The sequence below is a fragment of the Streptomyces sp. NPDC059443 genome (assembly GCF_042750105.1).
Lineage (GTDB): Bacteria > Actinomycetota > Actinomycetes > Streptomycetales > Streptomycetaceae > Streptomyces.
Genome location: NZ_JBHYVM010000026.1, coordinates 1 through 17708, shown reverse-complemented (window position 1 = coordinate 17708; position 17708 = coordinate 1). Strand labels below are relative to the sequence as shown.

Here is a 17708-nt window from a genome sequence, read left to right as displayed (position 1 = left end):
TCGTCAACCGCCCGTGGTCCGCCACCCGGGCGCGGAAGTGCGCGGGCGGCGAGGAGTCGGTATGCAAGGGAACATGGCCGTGATCGTGGCGTTGGGCGCGTTCCTGATGACCCTGGCAGGCGGATGGACGGCGCAGCGCGTCACCGACCGCCGCCACCTCGTGCTGGGCCTTGCCGGCGGGCTGATGCTCGGCGTCGTGGGCCTCGACCTGCTGCCGGAGGCCATGCATGCCGCGGGCGGCGAGGTGTTCGGGGTCCCGCTCGCCCTGCTGCTCTTCGTCGGCGGGTTCCTGGTCGCGCACTGCGTCGAACGCCTGCTGGCCGTCCGCCAGGCCTCCCACGGAGGCAAGAACGGGGACCTGGACGCCGAGGGGCACGGCCACGGGCACGGCGACCACGGAGAACGGGTCCCCCAGGTCGGCCTGACCGCGGCCGCCGCCATGGTCGGCCACAGCCTCGCCGACGGGGTGGCCCTCGGCGCCGCGTTCCAGGTCGGCGGCGGGATGGGCGTGGCCGTGGCGCTGGCCGTCGTCACCCACGACTTCGCCGACGGGTTCAACACGTACACGCTCACCCGGCTGTACGGGAACGCCCGCCGCAAGGCGCTGATCATGCTGTTCGCGGACGCCGTGGCCCCCGTCGTGGGCGCCGCGTCCACGTTGCTGTTCACCCTTCCGGAGGAACCGCTCGGTGCGTACCTCGGATTCTTCGGCGGGGTCCTGCTCTACCTGGCCGCCGCCGAGATCCTGCCCGAGGCCCACCACAAGCACCCCGCCCTGTCCACGCTGATGTGCACCGTGGGCGGGGTGGCCGGGATCTGGCTGGTGGTGGGTCTCGCGGACTGACCGCAGCGGGGGCCGGACCGGCCCTGACGAGGGTCTTCCACTCACCGGTGCGCTGCCGCGGCTTCGGCGAACCGCAGGGCCACGGACGGCTCCGCCGCCCAGTGGGTGTGCAGGTAGCTGGCGTGCACGCCGCGCTCCACGAAGCCCTCGACCCGGCGTTCCGGATGCGTGAACCCCCACGCGGGCGCGGTGCCGGCGCCCGGCTCGATCACCGTCCGGTGGAACTCGTGCCCGCGCAGCCGGGTGCCGGCCGGTGCGAGGACGCTGTCGGACACCGCCACCGCCTCGCGGTACCCGAGCGTGAGCCGCTCCGACATCCGCGCGTCGGCGTCGAGCACCCCGCACATGGGCTTCCCGTCCAGCGAACGGGCGAGGTACAGCAGCCCGGCGCATTCGGCGGCCACCGGGCCACCGGCTGCGGCGAACGCCGCGACGGCCTTGCGGAGCGGCTCGTTGGCGGACAGCTCGGGGGCGTACACCTCGGGGAACCCGCCGCCGATCACCAGGCCGGTGGTTCCGTCGGGCAGCGCGGTGTCCCTCAGGGGGTCGAAGGTGACCACCTCCGCGCCGGTTGCTTGCAGCAGCTCCGAGTGCTCGGCGTACGAGAACGTGAACGCGGCCCCTCCGGCGACGGCGATGACAGGTCCCCCACCCCGCCCCTTCCCGAAACCGGGCTCTGCCCGGACCCGGTCCTCAAACGCCGGACGGGCTGAAAGATGCCGCGCAGCGGCAATATCCAGCCCCGCCGGCGATTGAGGCGCGGGGTCTGGGGCGGAGCCCCAGTTTCGGGAAGGGGCGGGGTGGGGGAACAGAGCCTCGTACGGAGCCCAGGCTTCGCAGGCCAATGGCGGAGCGGTCCGTGCCAGGGCCATCAGCGCGTCCAGGTCGCAGCCCTGGCGGACCTGCTCCGCCAGCGCCGCGACAGAGGCGACCGCGTCGCGGCGGCGTTCGGCCACCGGGACCAGACCCAGGTGACGGGAAGGGGCAGCCACCTGCGGAGCCCGCCTCAGGACGCCGAGGACCGGCATCCCGGCCTCCTCCAGCGCCTCCCGGAGCATCACCTCGTGCCGGTCTGAGCCGACCTTGTTCAGGATCACGCCCCCCAGCCGCACCTGAGGGTCGAACGAGGCGAAGCCGTGGACCAGCGCCGCCACCGACCGCGACTGCGAGGACGCGTCGACGACCAGCACCACCGGCGCCCGCAGCAGCTTCGCCACCTGCGCCGTGGACGCCAGCTCACCCCGCCCCGCCGCCCCGTCGTAGAGGCCCATGACCCCTTCGACGACGGCCAGATCGCATCCGGCCGAGCCGTGCGCGAACAGCGGAGCGACCAGCTCCGGCCCGCACATGAAGGAATCCAGGTTGCGCCCCGGCCGGCCGGTGGCCAGCGCGTGGTAGCCCGGGTCGATGTAGTCGGGCCCGGCCTTGTGCGGGGACACGGCGAGGCCGCGCTCCGAGAAGGCCGCCATCAGGCCCGTGGCCACGGTGGTCTTGCCGCTCCCGGAGGACGGCGCGGCGATGACGAGCCGCGGCATGTTGAACGAGGTCACCACTCGATGCCCTTCTGGCCCTTCTGGCCGGCGTCCATCGGGTGCTTGACCTTGGTCATCTCGGTGACCAGATCCGCGAACTCCACCAGCTTCTCCGGCGCGTTGCGGCCGGTGATCACCACGTGCTGGGTGCCGGGACGGTTCCGCAGCACCTCGATGACCTCGTCCACGTCGATCCAGCCCCAGTGCATCGGGTACGCGAACTCGTCCAGCACGTACAGCCGGTGCGTCTCGGCGGCCAGGTCGCGCTTGACCTGCTCCCAGCCCTCCTTGGCGGCCTGCTCGTTGTCGAGCTGCGCGTCGCGCTGGACCCAGGACCAGCCCTCGCCCATCTTGTGCCAGACGACCGAACCGCCCTCGCCGGAGGCGCCGAGCACCTTCAGCGCGTTCTCCTCGCCGACCTTCCACTTCGCCGACTTGACGAACTGGAACACCCCGATCGGCCAGCCCTGGTTCCAGGCGCGCAGCGCCAGGCCGAAGGCCGCCGTCGACTTGCCCTTGCCCGGTCCGGTGTGGACGAAGACGAGCGGGCGGTTGCGGCGCTGACGCGTCGTGAGTCCGTCGTCCGGAACGACGGACGGCTGTCCCTGAGGCATTACGCGGCCCTCCTGATGGTCTGGGTCTGGGATGAGGTACGTACGTTCTTCACGAGCCCGGCCAGCGAGTCGGCCCGCAGCCCGTCGAGGGTGACGGCGGGGCCGCCCAGGTCGGTGGCCAGTACCCCGGCCAGCCCCAGCCGGACCGGTCCCGCCTCGCAGTCCACGACCACGGAGGCGACCCCTTCGGCCGCCAGCAGCCGGGCACTGCGTCCGGACAGTTCACGGGGGTCGCCCCCGACACCGCCGGCCGAGGTGGCCCGCCCGTCGGTGACGACCACGAGCAGCGGCCGCCTGCTGGGGTCCCGCAGCCGCTCGATCCGCAGCACCTCACGGGCCTTGAGCAGCCCGGCGGCGAGGGGGGTGCGCCCGCCCGTCGGCAGCTTCTCCAGCCGGGCGGCGGCGGAGTCGACGGAGGAGGTGGGCGGCAGGGCCAGCTCGGCGGTGGAGCCGCGGAAGGTGATCAGACCGACCTTGTCGCGGCGCTGGTAGGCGTCGAGCAGCAGCGAGAGCACCGCTCCCTTGACCGCGCTCATGCGCTGCCGGGCGGCCATGGAGCCGGAGGCGTCGACCACGAACAGGACGAGGTTGCCCTCGCGGCCCTCGCGCGTCGCCTGCCGCAGATCGTCCTTGCGGATCACCAGGCCGCGCCCGGCGCGCCCGCGCGCCTTCTGGTGCGGGGCGGCCGCCTGGACGGTCGCCGCCAGGTGCAGCTTCGTCAGCTGGCCCCGGGGGCGCTGGGCGCCGGTGGTGCGCCCGTGCGCGGTACGGGCGCGCGAGCGGCGGCCGGACGCCCCCTCGCCGAGCCCCGGGACGCTGAGCATCTTGGTGCGGAACGGCTCGGAGGCCCGTACGGCGGCCTGCTCGGCCGCGTCGGCGCCCTGGCCGGAGGGCTGCGGCTCGGGCGCCTCCGGGGCCTCGGGCTCCGGCTGCCGCTCCGCCTCCGCCTCCGCCTCCGCCTCGGGCGTGTCGGGTCCCGAGCCCTGCGGGGGTACGCCGCCCCCGCCGTCGGGGCCGTCGTCCTGCGGGCCTTCGCCCGGGCCCTGCGGATCCGGCTCGGGCTCGTGGTCCGGCTCGTCGTCGGGGAACCCGTCCAGGATCCGGTCCAGCTTCTCCTCGTCGAGGCCCGGCGCGTCGAAGGGGTTGCGGCGGCGGCGGTGGGGGAGCGCGAGCAGGGCGGCCTGGCGCACGTCCTCCTTGCGCACCTCGGTCCGCCCGGCCCAGGCGGCGAGCGCGGTCGCGGTCCGGGCCATCACGATGTCGGCGCGCATGCCGTCGACCTCGAAACCGGCGCAGGTCGCGGCGATCTGCAGCAGCGAGGTGTCGCCGAGGACGACCTTCGGCAGCAGGGCGCGCGCGGCCACGACCCGGGCGCGGACCTCGCTCTCGTCCCCGGCCCAGCGGCCGGCGAAGCCCGCCGGATCGTCCTCGTACGCGAGCCGGCGGCGCACGACCTCGACCCGCTGGACGGGCTCGCGGGAGGCGGCGACCTCGACGGTCAGCCCGAACCGGTCGAGGAGCTGCGGGCGGAGCTCGCCCTCCTCGGGGTTCATCGTGCCGACGAGGAGGAAGCGGGCGGCGTGCCGGACGGAGACGCCCTCGCGCTCGACGTAGGAGGCGCCCATCGCGGCGGCGTCGAGGAGGAGGTCGATGAGGTGGTCGTGGAGCAGATTGACCTCGTCGACGTACAGGATCCCGCGGTGCGCGTCGGCCAGCAGGCCGGGTTCGAAGGCCTTCACGCCTTCGGCGAGGGCGCGTTCGATGTCGAGGGCGCCGACGAGGCGGTCCTCGGAGGCGCCGACGGGCAGCTCCACCATGCGGGCGGGCCGGGCGGCGGCGGGACCGTTCTCGTGGGGGCCGTCGGGGCAGACGGGGTCCGGGGCGGTGGGCGCGCAGCTGAACCGGCAGCCGGGGACCACCTCGACCTGTGGCAGCAGGGCCGACAGGGCGCGGACGGCCGTGGACTTGGCCGTCCCCTTCTCGCCGCGCACGAGTACGCCGCCGACCGCGGGGCTCACGGCGTTGAGCAGCAGCGCGAGGCGCAAGTCGGTTTGACCGACCAGTGCGGTGAACGGGTAGGGCGTACTCACGTGTTGCTCACTCCTTCGAAGGTGCGGACCGTTGTCGTCTGCGGCGCCGCTGCCGGGGCGCTGCCCCGGACCCCGCGCCTCAAACGCCGGCGGGGCTGGATCTGGCCCGGCGGGCTGGATTGCGCGCAGCGCAATTCAAGCCTCGCCGGCGTTTGAGGCGCGGGTCCGGGCAGAGCCCGGGGAACGGTGGAAGGGCGGGTAGGGGACGGGCCCCGCAGGGTCTCCGTCACGGCGCGCCCGGGGGGAGGAACGGAAGGCCCGCCGGGGCCCCGCCTTCGATCAGGCGCATCAGACCATCCGTGTCCGCGTGCTCCTCGATCAAATCGCCCAGCAGGTCCAGCTGTTCCTCACGCAGCGAGGCGAACGACGTGTCCGGAGCCGGAACGAAGCGCCGGCCCGCCGCCGAGGCGACCTCCCGGAGGAACGCCCGGCGGAAGCCGTCCGACTCCAGCGAGCCGTGCCAGTGGGTGCCCCACACCTCCCCGACCCGGCAGCCGTCCAGGAAGGGGGTCCCGCCCAGGACTTCGGCCACGCCGTGGTGGATCTCGTAGCCCTCGACCGACTCGCCCAGCGCCGAACCCACCGGCCGCGCCAGGGTCTTCTCCCGCTCGAAGCGCACGCGCACCGGCAGCAGCCCGAGCCCCGGCACGGAACCGGCCTTCGACTCGACCTCGTCCTCGATCCGTTCGCCCAGCACCTGGAACCCGCCGCAGATGCCCAGCACCGGCCGCCCCTCGGCGGCCCGCCGGGCCAGGGCGTCCGCGAGCCCCCGCTCTCGCAGCCACGCCAGCGCCTTGACCGTCCCCCGAGTACCCGGTACGACGACCAGGTCCGCGTCGGCCAGTTCCTCGGCCCGGTCCACGAACCGCACCACCACCCCCGGCTCCGCCGCGAGCGCGTCCACGTCCGTGAAGTTCGACATCAGCGGGACCGCGCACACCGCGACCCGCAGCACGTCCTCGCCGACGGGCGGGGCGACCACGGATTCCCGTACCGCACCCCGCAGGGAGACCCGCAGGCCGTCCTCCTCGTCGATGCCCAGACCGTGCTGGAAGGGCAGCACCCCGTACGTCGCCCGCCCCGTCAGGCCCCGCAGCATCTCCATGCCGGGCTCCAGCAGGGAGACGTCGCCGCGGAACTTGTTGACCAGGTAGCCCGCGATCAGCGACTGGTCCTCGGGCGACAGGAGCGCCGTGGTGCCGAAGAACGAGGCGAAGACCCCGCCCCGGTCGATGTCGCCGACCACGACCACCGGGAACCGCGCGGCCCGCGCGATGCCCATGTTCACGATGTCGGTGCGCCGCAGGTTGATCTCGGCCGGGCTGCCCGCCCCCTCGCAGATCACGGCGTCATACGTGCCCCGCAACTGCTCAAGGCAGTCCGTCACGATGCCGAGCAACTGCTCCTGACGTCCCCCGTGCAGCGCCTTCCCGGGGGACGACCCCCCGGACCCCCCGAAGAAACCGCGGGCGCTCATCTCGCCCACCGGCTTGCCCAGCAACACCACCTGGCTGCTGCGGTCGCTGCCCGGCTTGAGCAGCACCGGGTTCATCAGCGCGGTCGGCTCCACGCGCGCGGCCTGCGCCTGCATGGCCTGCGCCCGGCCGATCTCCGCGCCTTCGCGCGTCACGAAGGAGTTCAGGGACATGTTCTGCGCCTTGAACGGGGCCACTTTCACCCCGCTGCGCGCCAGCCACCGGCAGATGCCCGCCGTGACCACGCTCTTGCCCGCGTCCGATGTCGTACCGGCGACGAGGAGCCCCCCGCCGCGCTTCGCGCCGCCGCTCATGCGCGCCGCCCCTTCCTCTTCGTACGGGAGATCAGCGTCCGGGCGGCCACACAGGCCCCCAGCGCCACCCAAGTCACCTGCCGCGACAGCCGGACCGCCCGCTCGATGTCGGCGACCTCCACCGGCCGCCCCTCCTCGCCGTTGAGCACCGCCCGGTGCTCGACCCGCCCCCCGTAGGCCAGGGTCCCGCCCAGCCGGACGCCGAGCGCCCCGGCGAACGAGGATTCCACCGGCCCCGCGTTCGGGCTCGGGTGTTTGGCGGCGTCCGCGCGCCAGGCCCGTACGGCTCCCCGCCGGTCGGGGCCGGCCAGTACGGCGGCCAGGGCCGTCAGCCGGGCGCCCGGCCAGCCCGCGAGGTCGTCGAGCCGGGCCGAGGCCCAGCCGTAGCGCAGGTAGCGGGGGGACTTGTGGCCGACCATCGCGTCCAGGGTGTTCACGGCGCGGAAGGCCAGCAGTCCGGGGACGCCGCCGACGGCGCCCCACACCAGGGCTCCGACCACCGCGTCGGAGGTGTTCTCGGCGACCGACTCCACCACGGCGCGGGCCATCTGCTGTTCGTCCAGGGCCTGGGGGTCGCGCCCGCACAGGTGCGGCAGCCGCTCGCGGGCCGTCTCGGCGTCTCCGGCGGCGAGCGCCCCGCCGATGGCGCGGGCTTCGCGGCCCAGGGAAGTGCCGCCCACGACGGCCCAGGTGGCGGCGGCGGTCAGGGCTATGCGGGCAGCCGCGGGCCGGGAGCGCACGGCGCGGGCGCCCAGCGCGCCGATGGCGGCCGCGCCCCCGGCGCAGACCAGGGTGTGCAGGGCGCCGCGGGCGCGGTCGTCGCGCCACAGGGCGCGTTCGACCGTGGCGGCGGCTCGTCCGAAGGCGGCCACGGGGTGCCCTCGGCGCGGATCCCCGAGGATCCGGTCGCCGATCAGGCCGGCCGTGGCGCCGTACGCGAAGACGCGATCGGCACGCATGGTGGCAGGTATGTCCTCACTCAGGGTCCGCGCCCTGGTTCGACGTGTCCGGCGGCGAGAGTTCCTGGCTCCCGGTCGCACTCGGCTTGAGTGCTCCGGTGACAGTGGCGGGACCGCGCCGGATTCGCACCGGACTTCCTCTCCATGCCGCCGTATTGGCTCGGGCAGTCCACCACGCACCGCGAAGGCCCGTCAACTCGCCGTTGACCTGCTGTGGGGTGGTGGAGACGGGTGGGCCGGGACGGGTGCGGGACGGGTCCGGGGCGGCGGCGAGGCAGGGGGCGGGCACGCGAAAGCTCCCCCCGGGGTGAACCCGGAGGGAGCCTTCAACACGGGGCCCGGCGTCTCAGGCGACGATCAGGTAGATCCCGTAGCTCACGGCCGCCGCGCAGAGCGCGAAGCAGGCGTAGGCGCCGGTACGGGCCAGGGTGGCGGCGCCGCCCTGCTCGGTGGCGGCCTCGTGCTTGGAGAGGCCCATCAGACCCAGGGTGAACAGGGTCACGAGGACGACGGTGGCGGTGAGGCTGACCCCGAAGACGGAGCCGAGTGCTGCCCAGTCGATCTTCATGCTGCGGATTCCTCTGTCGTTCTCGGGGTCAGACCGCGGCGGCCGGAGCCGCGGGGGTCGCGGGGGCGGCCGGGATGGTGGCCTTCAGGGCCTCGTCCGTCACCGCGGCGGTGGTGCCGGCGGCGGTGCCCGCGACCGGCGGGACGGCGACGGCGGCCATGGCCGTGGTGACCACGCCCGGCTCCTCGGCGCCGGCCGGGGCGACCTCGTTGACGTTGGTGTGGTCGACGACCTGGCGGCGCGAGATGAACCAGATGGCGACGCAGGAGGCGACCAGGAAGAGCGCGACGGCGACGACGCCGATGTCACCGGTGCGCATGACCAGCTCGGCACCGGAAGCGACCAGGGCCGCGGCCGGCAGGGTCAGGCCCCACGCGATGAACATGCGGGTGGCGGTGGACCAGCGGACCACACCGCCCTTGCGTCCCAGACCCGAGCCCATCACGGCGCCGGAGCACGCGTGCGTGGTGGAGAGGGAGAAGCCGAGGTGCGAGGAGGCCAGGATGACGCTGGCGGCCGAGGTCTGGGCGGCGAAGCCCTGCTGCGGCTGCAGGTCGGTCAGGCCGCTGCCCATGGTGCGGATGATGCGCCAGCCGCCCAGGTAGGTGCCCATCGCGATGGCCATGCCGGCGGAGACGATGACCCAGACCGGCGGGTTGGAGCCGGGGGCGATGGCACCGCCGGCGACGAGCGCCAGGGTGATGATGCCCATCGTCTTCTGAGCGTCGTTGGTGCCGTGCGCCAGCGAGACGAGCCCGGCGGAGGCGATCTGGCCGGCGCGGAAGCCCTTGGCCGAGGTCTTCTCGCCCATGCCCTTGCCGACCTTGTACGTGACCTTCGCGGCCAGGTACGCGGCGACGCCGGCGACGATCGGAGCGGCGACCGCGGGGATCAGCACCTTGGTGACGACGACGCTGCCGTTGACCGCGCCCAGGCCGGCCGAAGCGACCGCGGCACCGATCAGGCCGCCCATCAGGGCGTGCGAGGAGCTGGAGGGCAGTCCGACCAGCCAGGTGACGAGGTTCCAGAGGATCGCGCCGACCAGGGCGGCGAAGATGACCTCCGGCTGGATGCCTTCCTCGTTGACCAGGCCCTTGGAGATCGTCTTGGCGACCTCCACGGACATGAAAGCGCCGACGAGGTTGAGCACGGCGGACATGGCCACCGCGGTCTTGGGCTTGAGGGCGCCGGTCGAGATGGTGGTGGCCATCGCGTTGGCCGTGTCGTGAAAACCGTTCGTGAAATCGAACACGAGAGCGGTGATGATCACGATCCCGAGGAGAAGCGTTATGTGCTCCATTTACCCAGGCTTCTGTTTGACGTCAGTGGTTCGTGGACCGTAGGCAACCTGAATGAACGGAAGGTGAACTGACGGGGGTCGTACGGTGTATCGACCCGAGACCCGATCGGGACCTTCGTCCCGGTAACGCCGCGGATCCATCGATTGACGCACGTCACGGGCGGGTCCGGGCCCGCTCCGGGGCGGGACTTCCGGTACGGGCCGGCGCGCAAACGGAATCCGGAAGAGACCCAGATCACCCTCCGGCGAGCCGCTCCCGCACCTCCCCTCCGGTGGCCCGCCGCCGCATCCGCCTCGACACTGGAGCGGTGCGTACCGCCACAGCGACGGCAGCGGCCGTCACCACGACTCTCCTGGGCGCCGGCGCGGCCGTAACCGCCGCCGCCCTCGCCGGGCGGTACGCCGCCGACGCCGCCCTGCGGACCGAGCCCGGCCGCCCGCTCCCGGGCAGCCCCCGGCTCAGCGTCCACTCCACGGCCGCCGGCCGGGTCGAGCTGACCCGGTCGCTGGCCTCCCTGTGCCCCGGCACCTACGGGCTGACCGCGCCCGGGGTGCACGCCGTGGTCGGGCCCGTCCTTCCCGACGCCCCGCACGGCCCCGACACCGTGGTGCGCAGGCTCGTCGCCGTCACCCACGGCAGCCTCGAACCCGGCACTCGCGTCACCATGACTCCCCAGGTCCACCTGGGCAATCCGAGCACCGCCCTCGGGCTGGACCACGCCGACGTGGACGTTCCGGGCGAGCTCGGCGCGCTGCCCGCGTGGTTCGTGCCCGCCGCCCGCGACACCTGGGTGATCACCGTGCACGGGCTCGGCGCGACCCGTGAGCACCCGATGGTGGTGATGCCCTTCCTCCACCGCCAGCGGATGCCCGTCCTGGACCTCGGCTACCGCGGCGACCTCGGAGCCCCCGAGTCCCCGGACGGCCTCGGCCACCTCGGCGAGTCCGAATGGCGCGATCTCGACGCCGCCATCCGCTACGCCCTGCGCTACGGAGCCCGCCGGGTCGTCCTGCACGGCTGGTCCACCGGCGCCACCATGGCCCTGCACGCGGCCGAGCGCTCGGCGCTGGCCGACCGGATCTCCGGGCTGGTGCTCGACTCTCCCGTCCTGGACTGGCACGCCACCCTGCGCGCCCTCGCCGCGGCGCGCCGCACCCCGGCCGCGCTGCTTCCGCTCGCGGCCAAGGCCGCCGAGGGCCGGGCGGGGCTGCGCGCCGACCGGCGGGCCCCGGGATCGGATCCGGCCGCGCTGCGGGTCCCCGTCCTGATCTTCCACGGCCCCGACGACACCCTCGCGCCCTGGGAGCCCTCCCGCCGGCTCGCCGCCGCCCGCCCGGATCTGGTGACGCTGCGGCCCGTCCGCGAAGCCGCGCACGGGGCGATGTGGAACGCCGACCCGGCCGGATACGAGGAGGCGCTGCGCCGCTTCCTGACCCCTCTTATGTGAGGCCCGATGTGACGGACCGTCCGACGTGTTTTCCCAAGAATGGGTGCCGGGAGGGACGAGGAGGGCGGGTTGTCCCGGTCTGTCCCGCCGGTGGCTTATGGCAATGGCCGGTTCCGTTTGGGCTTTCGGCCGGTGACGGGCGAGACTGCTCACGTGACGTCCCGAAAGCCTGATGAGCAGTTGGCTCGCGACTCCAGACTCCGACTCGTCTACCCGAGGTCCGCGGGCGCAGCCCGCAAAGAGGTGACCGACCGGCGAACCCGGACCGTCCCCAGGCCTCCGGCGGGTACCCCCGCCACGGCCGACCTGGCGAACAGAGCCCGCGCCTCGCTCGCCGACGCCGTACGGCTGGCCCGCTGGGCCGAGCTGAACCTCGGCGCCGGGGACGGCGGCAGGCCCGCTCCGGCGGGCGCGCTGCCCGCCGCCGACGTCGAACGCGCCGCCGCACAGCTGCGCCTGACGCACGGCCAGATCCGGGTCGGCTGGGACCGCTCCCGGCTGGCGGGTCTGGTCGAGGTGCACGGAGGCCATGCCCGGCCGGGCTGGCGCCTGCGCGCCTGGGACCGGGACGACACCGCCGTGCTGCGCGGCTGGGTCGCCCTCTTCGACGCCTGGTCGCTGGTCCACCCCGCCCCCGCCGACATCGCCCCCGCGGCCGTCGCCGAGGTCGTCGAGGCCATGCCCCAGCTGCTCTCCCTGCTCCAGCTCTCCGCCGGTCCCGTGACCGTCCCCGACCTGCTGGACCTGCTCGGGCAGCGCGTCGACGAACTGCGCGACGAGCGGTGCGAGGTCCCCTACGAGGCCACCGCGCACGCGGACGGTTCCGAGCAGGGCGACCCCGAGCAGGGCGCCTCCGATCCCGCGCAGGCAGATCCCGCGCAGGCAGATCCCGCGCAGGCGGGCCCCGCGCAGGCCGCGTCCCCCGTACCGCTCGCCCGGCTGCTGCGCTGGGCGCTCGGCGGCCTCGCGGCCGTCGACGCCGTCACCCTCGGTCCCGCCCAGGCCACCCTCACCCCGCTCGGGAGCTGGGCCGTCTGGGTCAAGCTGGAGCAGATCTGCGTCGCCGCGCAGAGCCCGGCCGGGAACATCGAGCAGTCCGCCGCCGCCATGCTCCGCGGCTGTGCGCGGCTCACTCCGGGCCCGGCCCGCGCCGAGTACCAGGCCTGGCTGGCCGCCCGGCCCGTCGGCCACGCCGTCTCCGAGCTGCTGCTCGCCGCCCGTGGCGAGGACGCCCTGCTGCGCGGGCTCGCCTTTGACGCGCTGCGCGTGGTCGGAGCCCCGGCCGAGTCCGAGGTGCGCGCCGCCTCCCGCGAGGCGGCCCTGCGGCCCTACGCCCTGCTCTGGCTCGCCGAGCACGACGGGGTCGACCCCGACGAGGCGCAGGACGTGCTCACCCCCGAGGAGCAGACCTGGCTCTGGGTGGACACGGCGGCGGCCATCGCCGACCACGGCGAAGCCGAGCTGCTCGCCCGCCACCTGGACTCGGCCGTGCGGACCACGGTCCCGCGGCTGCTGGACGAGGTCCGCGCGGTCGGTCATCCCCGGACGGTGCAGGTGCTGGTCGCGCTGGCCGCCGCCCACCCCGACCCGGCCCTGGCCAAGGCGGTCCGTCGGGCCGCCTTCCAGGTGCACACCGGCGGCTAGGCCGTCCCTTCCGGATCGTGCCGGGCGTGCGCGTCGCGGTTCAGGCCTGCGGCGCGTACGTCCCGAAGCTCCAGACGTTGCCCTCGGCGTCCCGGGCCATGTAGTCCCGCCCGCCGTAGTCCTGGTCGGTGGGCGGCATCAGGATCTCCACGTCGTGCTCGACGGCACGCCGGTGGTGGGCGTCCACGTCGTCGACGACCACGTACACCCCGGTCGGGCCGCCGCTGGTCATCGCCGCGTCGAAGGCCCCGCCGCGGCCCTTGCTGCCCAGCATCACCATGCCGTTCCCGTAGGACAGCTCCGCGTGCTGCACGACCCCTCCGTCCCCCTCGTAGGCGGCGACCTGGGTGAAGCCGAACGCCTCCGTGAGCTGCCGGATCGCAGCCTTGGCGTCGGTGTAGAGCAGTGTCGGATAGATGGACGGAACGCCTGCCATGACGATCACTCCCTCTTGCTGTCGTGGGTGCCGGGTGACCCGCATCACAGCATGGCAGGCACCACTGACAGTCAGCGGAAGGTGTTGCACTGGGCCATGTCGCCCGTGCGGTAGCCCTGGTAGAACCACTGCTGGCGCTGCTCGGCCGAACCGTGCGTCCAGGACTCCGGGGTCACCCGGCCCTGGAACTTCTCCTGGATCCGGTCGTCTCCGACCGCGGCCGCCGCGTCCAGGCCGTCCTTGATGTCCTGGTCGCTCAGGCTGGTGATCAGCGGCTTGCCGGTGGACTCGTCCGGGGTCTTCGTCGCGTTGTGCGCCCACACCCCGGCGTAGCAGTCGGCCTGGAGCTCGACCCGGACCGCGTTGCTGTTCGCGCCCTGCCGCCCGTCCTGGGCCTTCTGCAGGGTGCCGGTCAGGTTCTGGATGTGGTGCCCGTACTCGTGGGCGACCACGTAGGCCTGGGCGAAGGGGCCGCCGCTCGCGCCGAACTTGCTGCGCAGCTCGTTGAAGAAGCCCAGGTCCAGGTAGACCTGCCGGTCACCGGGGCAGTAGAAGGGGCCGACGGCCGAGCTGGCCGCCCCGCAGGCGGTGTTCACCTTCCCGGTGAAGAACACGGTCTTCGCCGGGGTGTACTGGGCGCCCCGCCTGGCGAACTCCTGCTTCCAGAAGTCCTGGGTGCTGTTGATCACGGCCACCAGCCGGCAGTCCTCCCGCGCGTTCGCGTCCTGCCCGGTCTTGCAGGTCTGCTGCACCTGGGCGACGGAGGAGGAGGTGGACACCGGCTGCGGGCTCCCGTCGGACAGGCCCAGCTGCTCCGGGCCGACCCCGAAGAACAGGCCCAGGAGCAGTGCGATGAACCCCACGATGCCGCCGCCGATGGTGGCCTTCCCGCCCGGGATGCGGCTGCCGCGGACATCCGTGACCTCGGAAGTGTCCAGATTGGCGTTGTCGTCGAACTGCATCCCGCACCGCCCTCTATTCGTGAAGCCAGGGCGGCCACGTGTCCGGCCCTGCGGCGAGTACCAACGTGCTCATCCTGATACGCCGCCCGGCCGGGAGCCGCACCCGATGGGCCGAACGGGGGACGCGGGGGAGCGGGCCCGGGTGGCCGGTGGATCGGCGTGCGCCGGGGCGGACGGGCCCGAAAGTGGTTGCGCACCCCCGGTAGAATGACTCCCATGGCAAATCTCCTCGCGGATTAGCGGCGTCGAAGCATCGCGTCCTGCCCCCCTTCCGCCGTCCCCACCCCGCCCTGGAGTATTTCCGTGATCACCGCCACCGGCATCGAGCTGCGCGCCGGCGCCCGCATCCTCATCGAGAACGCGTCCTTCCGTATCGCCAAGGGCGACCGCGTCGGTCTCGTCGGCCGCAACGGAGCCGGAAAGACCACCCTCACCAAGTGCCTCGCGGGCGAGGGAACGCCGGCCGCCGGCAGCATCGCCCGCTCCGGCGAGGTCGGCTACCTCCCGCAGGACCCCCGCACCGGCGACCTCGACGTCCTGGCCAGCGACCGGATCCTCTCCGCGCGCGGCCTCGACGTCCTGCTCAAGAAGATGCGGATGAACGAGGAGCGCATTTCCACCGGCTCCGGCGCCACCCGCGAGAAGGCGATGCGCCAGTACGAGCGCCAGGAGACCGAGTTCCTCACCAAGGGCGGGTACTCCGCCGAGTCGGAGGCCGCGACCATCTCGGCCGCCCTCGGCCTGCCCGACCGGGTGCTCGGCCAGCCGCTGCACACCCTCTCCGGCGGTCAGCGCCGCCGCGTGGAGCTGGCCCGGATCCTCTTCTCGGACGCCGACACCCTCCTCCTCGACGAGCCGACCAACCACCTCGACGCCGACTCGATCGTCTGGCTGCGCGACTACCTGAAGAACTACCGCGGCGGGTTCATCGTGATCTCCCACGATGTCGACCTGGTCGAGACGGTCGTCAACAAGGTCTTCTACCTGGACGCCAACCGCGCCCAGATCGACGTCTACAACATGGGCTGGAAGCTCTACCAGCAGCAGCGCGAGGCCGACGAGAAGCGCCGCAAGCGCGAGCGCCAGAACGCCGAGAAGAAGGCCGCGGCGCTGAACTCGCAGGCCGACAAGATGCGCGCCAAGGCCACCAAGACGGTCGCCGCGCAGAACATGGCCAAGCGCGCCGACCGGCTGCTCGCCGGCCTGGAGGCCGTCCGCGTCTCCGACAAGGTCGCCAAGCTGCGCTTCCCGGACCCGGCGCCCTGCGGCAAGACCCCGCTGACCGCCGAGGGCCTGTCGAAGTCCTACGGCTCGCTGGAGATCTTCACCGACGTCGACCTGGCCATCGACAAGGGCTCGCGCGTGGTCATCCTCGGCCTCAACGGCGCCGGCAAGACCACGCTGCTGCGCCTGCTGTCGGGCACAGAGAAGCCCGACACCGGCTCGGTGGTCCCCGGCCACGGCCTCAAGCTCGGCTACTACGCCCAGGAGCACGAGACCCTGGACCCGGAGCGCTCGGTCCTGGAGAACATGCGCTCCTCGGCGCCGGACCTGGACCTGGTCGCCGTCCGCAAGACGCTCGGCTCGTTCCTCTTCTCCGGTGACGACGTGGACAAGCCCGCGGGCGTCCTGTCCGGTGGCGAGAAGACCCGCCTCGCGCTGGCGACGCTGGTCGTCTCCTCGGCGAACGTGCTGCTGCTCGACGAGCCCACGAACAACCTCGACCCGGCGAGCCGCGAGGAGATCCTGGGCGCGCTGCGCACGTACAAGGGCGCCGTCATCCTCGTCACGCACGACGAGGGCGCGGTGGAGGCGCTGGAGCCGGAGCGGATCATCCTGCTCCCGGACGGCGTCGAGGACCTCTGGGGCCCGGACTACCGGGACCTCGTGGCGCTCGCCTGATCCGCTTCCGCAGGTTGATCCAGTTGCTTATGGATCATTCGGCTCAGGCGTGATCCATCATCTGAGTGAGACGGTCTCATACCGTTCCGCGCTCGAATACGGCCCCGGCCGCATCCGTACGGATGCGGGACCGGGGTCTTTCGTTTTCGCGCTCTGGCCCCTGACCTGGCGATTCATCCCGGGGGAGCGGAAATGTGACGGAGGTCATGCAGCGGAAGAGAAGATTCCGTTCTGCTCGGGCGTCCACCGCGCGAGAAATGCCGCCGTACCGACCTTGCTGAATGGGTGGCCAGGAAGCCGGGGAGGGGTGATCATGAGAAGTCCAGAGCGCACTTCCCATGAGGAGGCACGGGTGGCCGAAACTCTGAAGAAGGGCAGCCGGGTAACCGGCGCCGCGCGCGACAAGCTCGCGGCAGACCTGAAGAAGAAGTACGACTCCGGTGCGAGTATCCGGGCGCTGGCCGAAGAGACTGGCCGGTCCTACGGATTCGTCCACCGGATGCTCAGCGAATCCGGAGTCACGCTGCGCGGTCGCGGTGGCGCGACGCGCGGCAAGAAGGCGGCTACGGCCTGACCATCGGATCCACGTTCCACTTGTAGTTCCAGTTGTGGTTCCACTTGTAGTTCCGGTTTCAGTTCCACCGTCTTCGGTGACCCCCGGTCGGCTTCACGGTCGGCTGGGTGGTTACTGTGCAGTCACTTAGGCTGGCAATCCGGCCGACCGACCGCACAGCCCCACCGGAGGCATAGAGATGGCTCTGCTCGACAAGGACGGCGTACGGCTCACCGTCGACGACACGGTAGCCACGGTGACACTGACCAATCCGGCCAAGCGAAACGCTCAATCCCCCGCGCTCTGGCGGGCGTTGGCGGAGGCCGGACGGTCGTTGCCGGGCACTGTGAGGGTCGTCGTGCTGCGCGGCGAGGGGAAGTCCTTCTCCGCAGGGCTCGACCGGCAGGCCTTCACGCCCGAAGGCTTCGAGGGCGAGCCGTCCTTCCTTGACCTGGCGCGCGGTTCGGACGAACTGCTCGACTCCACCATCGCCGAGTACCAGGAGGCGTTCACCTGGTGGCGGCGCAACGACATCATCTCCGTGGCCGCCGTACAGGGGCACGCGATCGGTGCCGGTTTCCAGCTTGCCCTCGCGTGCGATCTGCGCGTCGTCGCGGACGACGTGCAGTTCGCCATGCGTGAGACCGGTCTGGGCCTGGTCCCCGACCTCACCGGCACCCAGCCGCTGACCGCCCTGGTCGGCTACGCCCGCGCGCTCGAAATCTGCGCGACGGGCCGCTTCGTACAGGCGGACGAGGCGGAACGGATCGGCCTCGCCAACCTGGTCGTCCCCGCGGACGAACTGGAGGCGGCGGTCCAGGACCTCACCACGGCGCTGCTGGCCCCGCCGCGGGACGCCGTGATCGAGACGAAGGCGCTGCTCCAGGGAGCCGGTGCCCGGACGTACGACGACCAGCGCGCGGCGGAGCGAGCCGCCCAGGGGCGTCGCCTGCGCGACCTGGCGGGCCTCTCCGACTAGCCGCGGACTCCCCGGGTACCCGCGCCTCGAACGCCGGCGGGGGGGGGGGTGTAAGAGACCACGCCGGGGTGGGGCGGGGGGGGGCGGC

14 protein-coding genes, 1 pseudogene and 1 riboswitch are annotated in these 17708 nt (G+C 72.9%); of the genes and pseudogenes, 6 read left to right on the top strand and 9 right to left on the bottom strand.

The annotated features are described in order from the left end of the window. Positions 1–73: 73 nt before the first annotated feature. Complete coding sequence (locus tag ACFXDJ_RS23815) at positions 74–844, top strand: ZIP family metal transporter (protein WP_384659645.1); 771 nt, start codon at positions 74–76, stop codon at positions 842–844. Positions 845–885: 41 nt separating this feature from the next. Here the strand turns inward: ACFXDJ_RS23815 and ACFXDJ_RS23810 are convergent, their stop codons facing one another. The 7 genes and pseudogenes from ACFXDJ_RS23810 to ACFXDJ_RS23780 all read right to left on the bottom strand — a co-directional run bounded on the left by ACFXDJ_RS23810 (position 886) and on the right by ACFXDJ_RS23780 (position 9696). Then, positions 886–2379, bottom strand: a complete 1494-nt coding sequence (locus tag ACFXDJ_RS23810; RefSeq protein ID WP_384850263.1) for a cobyrinate a,c-diamide synthase — start codon at positions 2377–2379, stop codon at positions 886–888. 11 nt (positions 2380–2390) lie between these two features. Next, complete coding sequence (gene cobO / locus ACFXDJ_RS23805) at positions 2391–2990, bottom strand: cob(I)yrinic acid a,c-diamide adenosyltransferase (protein ID WP_053678569.1); 600 nt, start codon at positions 2988–2990, stop codon at positions 2391–2393. Further along, on the bottom strand, positions 2990–5080 hold the full coding sequence (locus ACFXDJ_RS23800; protein WP_384663815.1) for a putative cobaltochelatase: 2091 nt from the start codon (positions 5078–5080) through the stop codon (positions 2990–2992). The genes cobO and ACFXDJ_RS23800 overlap by 1 nt, the downstream gene beginning before the upstream one ends. Beyond that, positions 5077–6869, bottom strand: a pseudogene (locus tag ACFXDJ_RS23795) (cobyric acid synthase). The gene ACFXDJ_RS23800 and the pseudogene ACFXDJ_RS23795 overlap by 4 nt, the downstream one beginning before the upstream one ends. After that, positions 6866–7828, bottom strand: coding sequence for a cobalamin biosynthesis protein (locus tag ACFXDJ_RS23790; protein WP_384850244.1), 963 nt, complete (start codon positions 7826–7828; stop codon positions 6866–6868). The pseudogene ACFXDJ_RS23795 and the gene ACFXDJ_RS23790 overlap by 4 nt, the downstream one beginning before the upstream one ends. A 35-nt stretch (positions 7829–7863) precedes the next feature. Beyond that, positions 7864–8027, bottom strand: a riboswitch (cobalamin riboswitch). A 147-nt stretch (positions 8028–8174) separates the two neighbouring features. After that, positions 8175–8396, bottom strand: a complete 222-nt coding sequence (locus tag ACFXDJ_RS23785) for a hypothetical protein (protein WP_330295740.1) — start codon at positions 8394–8396, stop codon at positions 8175–8177. A 28-nt stretch (positions 8397–8424) separates the two neighbouring features. Beyond that, positions 8425–9696, bottom strand: a complete 1272-nt coding sequence (locus ACFXDJ_RS23780) for an anion permease (protein ID WP_384654638.1) — start codon at positions 9694–9696, stop codon at positions 8425–8427. A 308-nt stretch (positions 9697–10004) separates the two neighbouring features. On the opposite strand from ACFXDJ_RS23780, the gene ACFXDJ_RS23775 reads away from it, so the two are divergent. Continuing rightward, a complete protein-coding gene (locus ACFXDJ_RS23775; RefSeq protein ID WP_384654635.1) occupies positions 10005–11144 on the top strand; it encodes an alpha/beta hydrolase family protein in 1140 nt (379 codons plus the stop codon). 153 nt (positions 11145–11297) lie between these two features. After that, positions 11298–12788 (top strand): hypothetical protein, encoded by a 1491-nt coding sequence (locus tag ACFXDJ_RS23770; protein ID WP_384654633.1) that lies wholly within the window; start codon positions 11298–11300, stop codon positions 12786–12788. Between the two features lie 40 nt (positions 12789–12828). On the opposite strand, the gene ACFXDJ_RS23765 is transcribed toward ACFXDJ_RS23770, so the two are convergent. Together ACFXDJ_RS23765 and ACFXDJ_RS23760 are read right to left on the bottom strand one after the other, a co-directional pair. Further along, positions 12829–13224: a VOC family protein gene (locus ACFXDJ_RS23765; protein WP_384654631.1), complete on the bottom strand. Its 396-nt coding sequence runs from the start codon at positions 13222–13224 to the stop codon at positions 12829–12831. A 71-nt stretch (positions 13225–13295) separates the two neighbouring features. Further along, complete coding sequence (locus ACFXDJ_RS23760; protein ID WP_384654628.1) at positions 13296–14186, bottom strand: neutral zinc metallopeptidase; 891 nt, start codon at positions 14184–14186, stop codon at positions 13296–13298. Positions 14187–14489: 303 nt separating this feature from the next. Here ACFXDJ_RS23760 and ACFXDJ_RS23755 point away from each other — a divergent pair, with 303 nt between their 5' ends. From ACFXDJ_RS23755 to ACFXDJ_RS23745, 3 genes are all read left to right on the top strand, one after another. Beyond that, positions 14490–16088, top strand: a complete 1599-nt coding sequence (locus ACFXDJ_RS23755) for an ABC-F family ATP-binding cassette domain-containing protein (RefSeq protein ID WP_384654625.1) — start codon at positions 14490–14492, stop codon at positions 16086–16088. Positions 16089–16440: 352 nt separating this feature from the next. Beyond that, positions 16441–16662: a helix-turn-helix domain-containing protein gene (locus tag ACFXDJ_RS23750; protein WP_018518904.1), complete on the top strand. Its 222-nt coding sequence runs from the start codon at positions 16441–16443 to the stop codon at positions 16660–16662. 178 nt (positions 16663–16840) lie between these two features. Next, positions 16841–17620, top strand: a complete 780-nt coding sequence (locus ACFXDJ_RS23745) for an enoyl-CoA hydratase/isomerase family protein (RefSeq protein ID WP_384654645.1) — start codon at positions 16841–16843, stop codon at positions 17618–17620. Positions 17621–17708: the final 88 nt, after the last annotated feature.

Bases quoted from the DNA above. Each gene is read 5' to 3' on its own strand.
- ACFXDJ_RS23760 (WP_384654628.1), bottom strand. From the start codon at position 14,186: ATGCAGTTCGACGACAACGCCAATCTGGACACTTCCGAGGTCACGGAT.
- ACFXDJ_RS23790 (WP_384850244.1), bottom strand. From the start codon at position 7,828: ATGCGTGCCGATCGCGTCTTCGCGTACGGCGCCACGGCCGGCCTGATC.
- ACFXDJ_RS23815 (WP_384659645.1), top strand. From the start codon at position 74: ATGGCCGTGATCGTGGCGTTGGGCGCGTTCCTGATGACCCTGGCAGGC.
- ACFXDJ_RS23765 (WP_384654631.1), bottom strand. From the start codon at position 13,224: ATGGCAGGCGTTCCGTCCATCTATCCGACACTGCTCTACACCGACGCC.
- ACFXDJ_RS23745 (WP_384654645.1), top strand. From the start codon at position 16,841: ATGGCTCTGCTCGACAAGGACGGCGTACGGCTCACCGTCGACGACACG.
- cobO (WP_053678569.1), bottom strand. From the start codon at position 2,990: ATGCCTCAGGGACAGCCGTCCGTCGTTCCGGACGACGGACTCACGACG.
- ACFXDJ_RS23785 (WP_330295740.1), bottom strand. From the start codon at position 8,396: ATGAAGATCGACTGGGCAGCACTCGGCTCCGTCTTCGGGGTCAGCCTC.
- ACFXDJ_RS23780 (WP_384654638.1), bottom strand. From the start codon at position 9,696: ATGGAGCACATAACGCTTCTCCTCGGGATCGTGATCATCACCGCTCTC.
- ACFXDJ_RS23810 (WP_384850263.1), bottom strand. From the start codon at position 2,379: ATGCCGCGGCTCGTCATCGCCGCGCCGTCCTCCGGGAGCGGCAAGACC.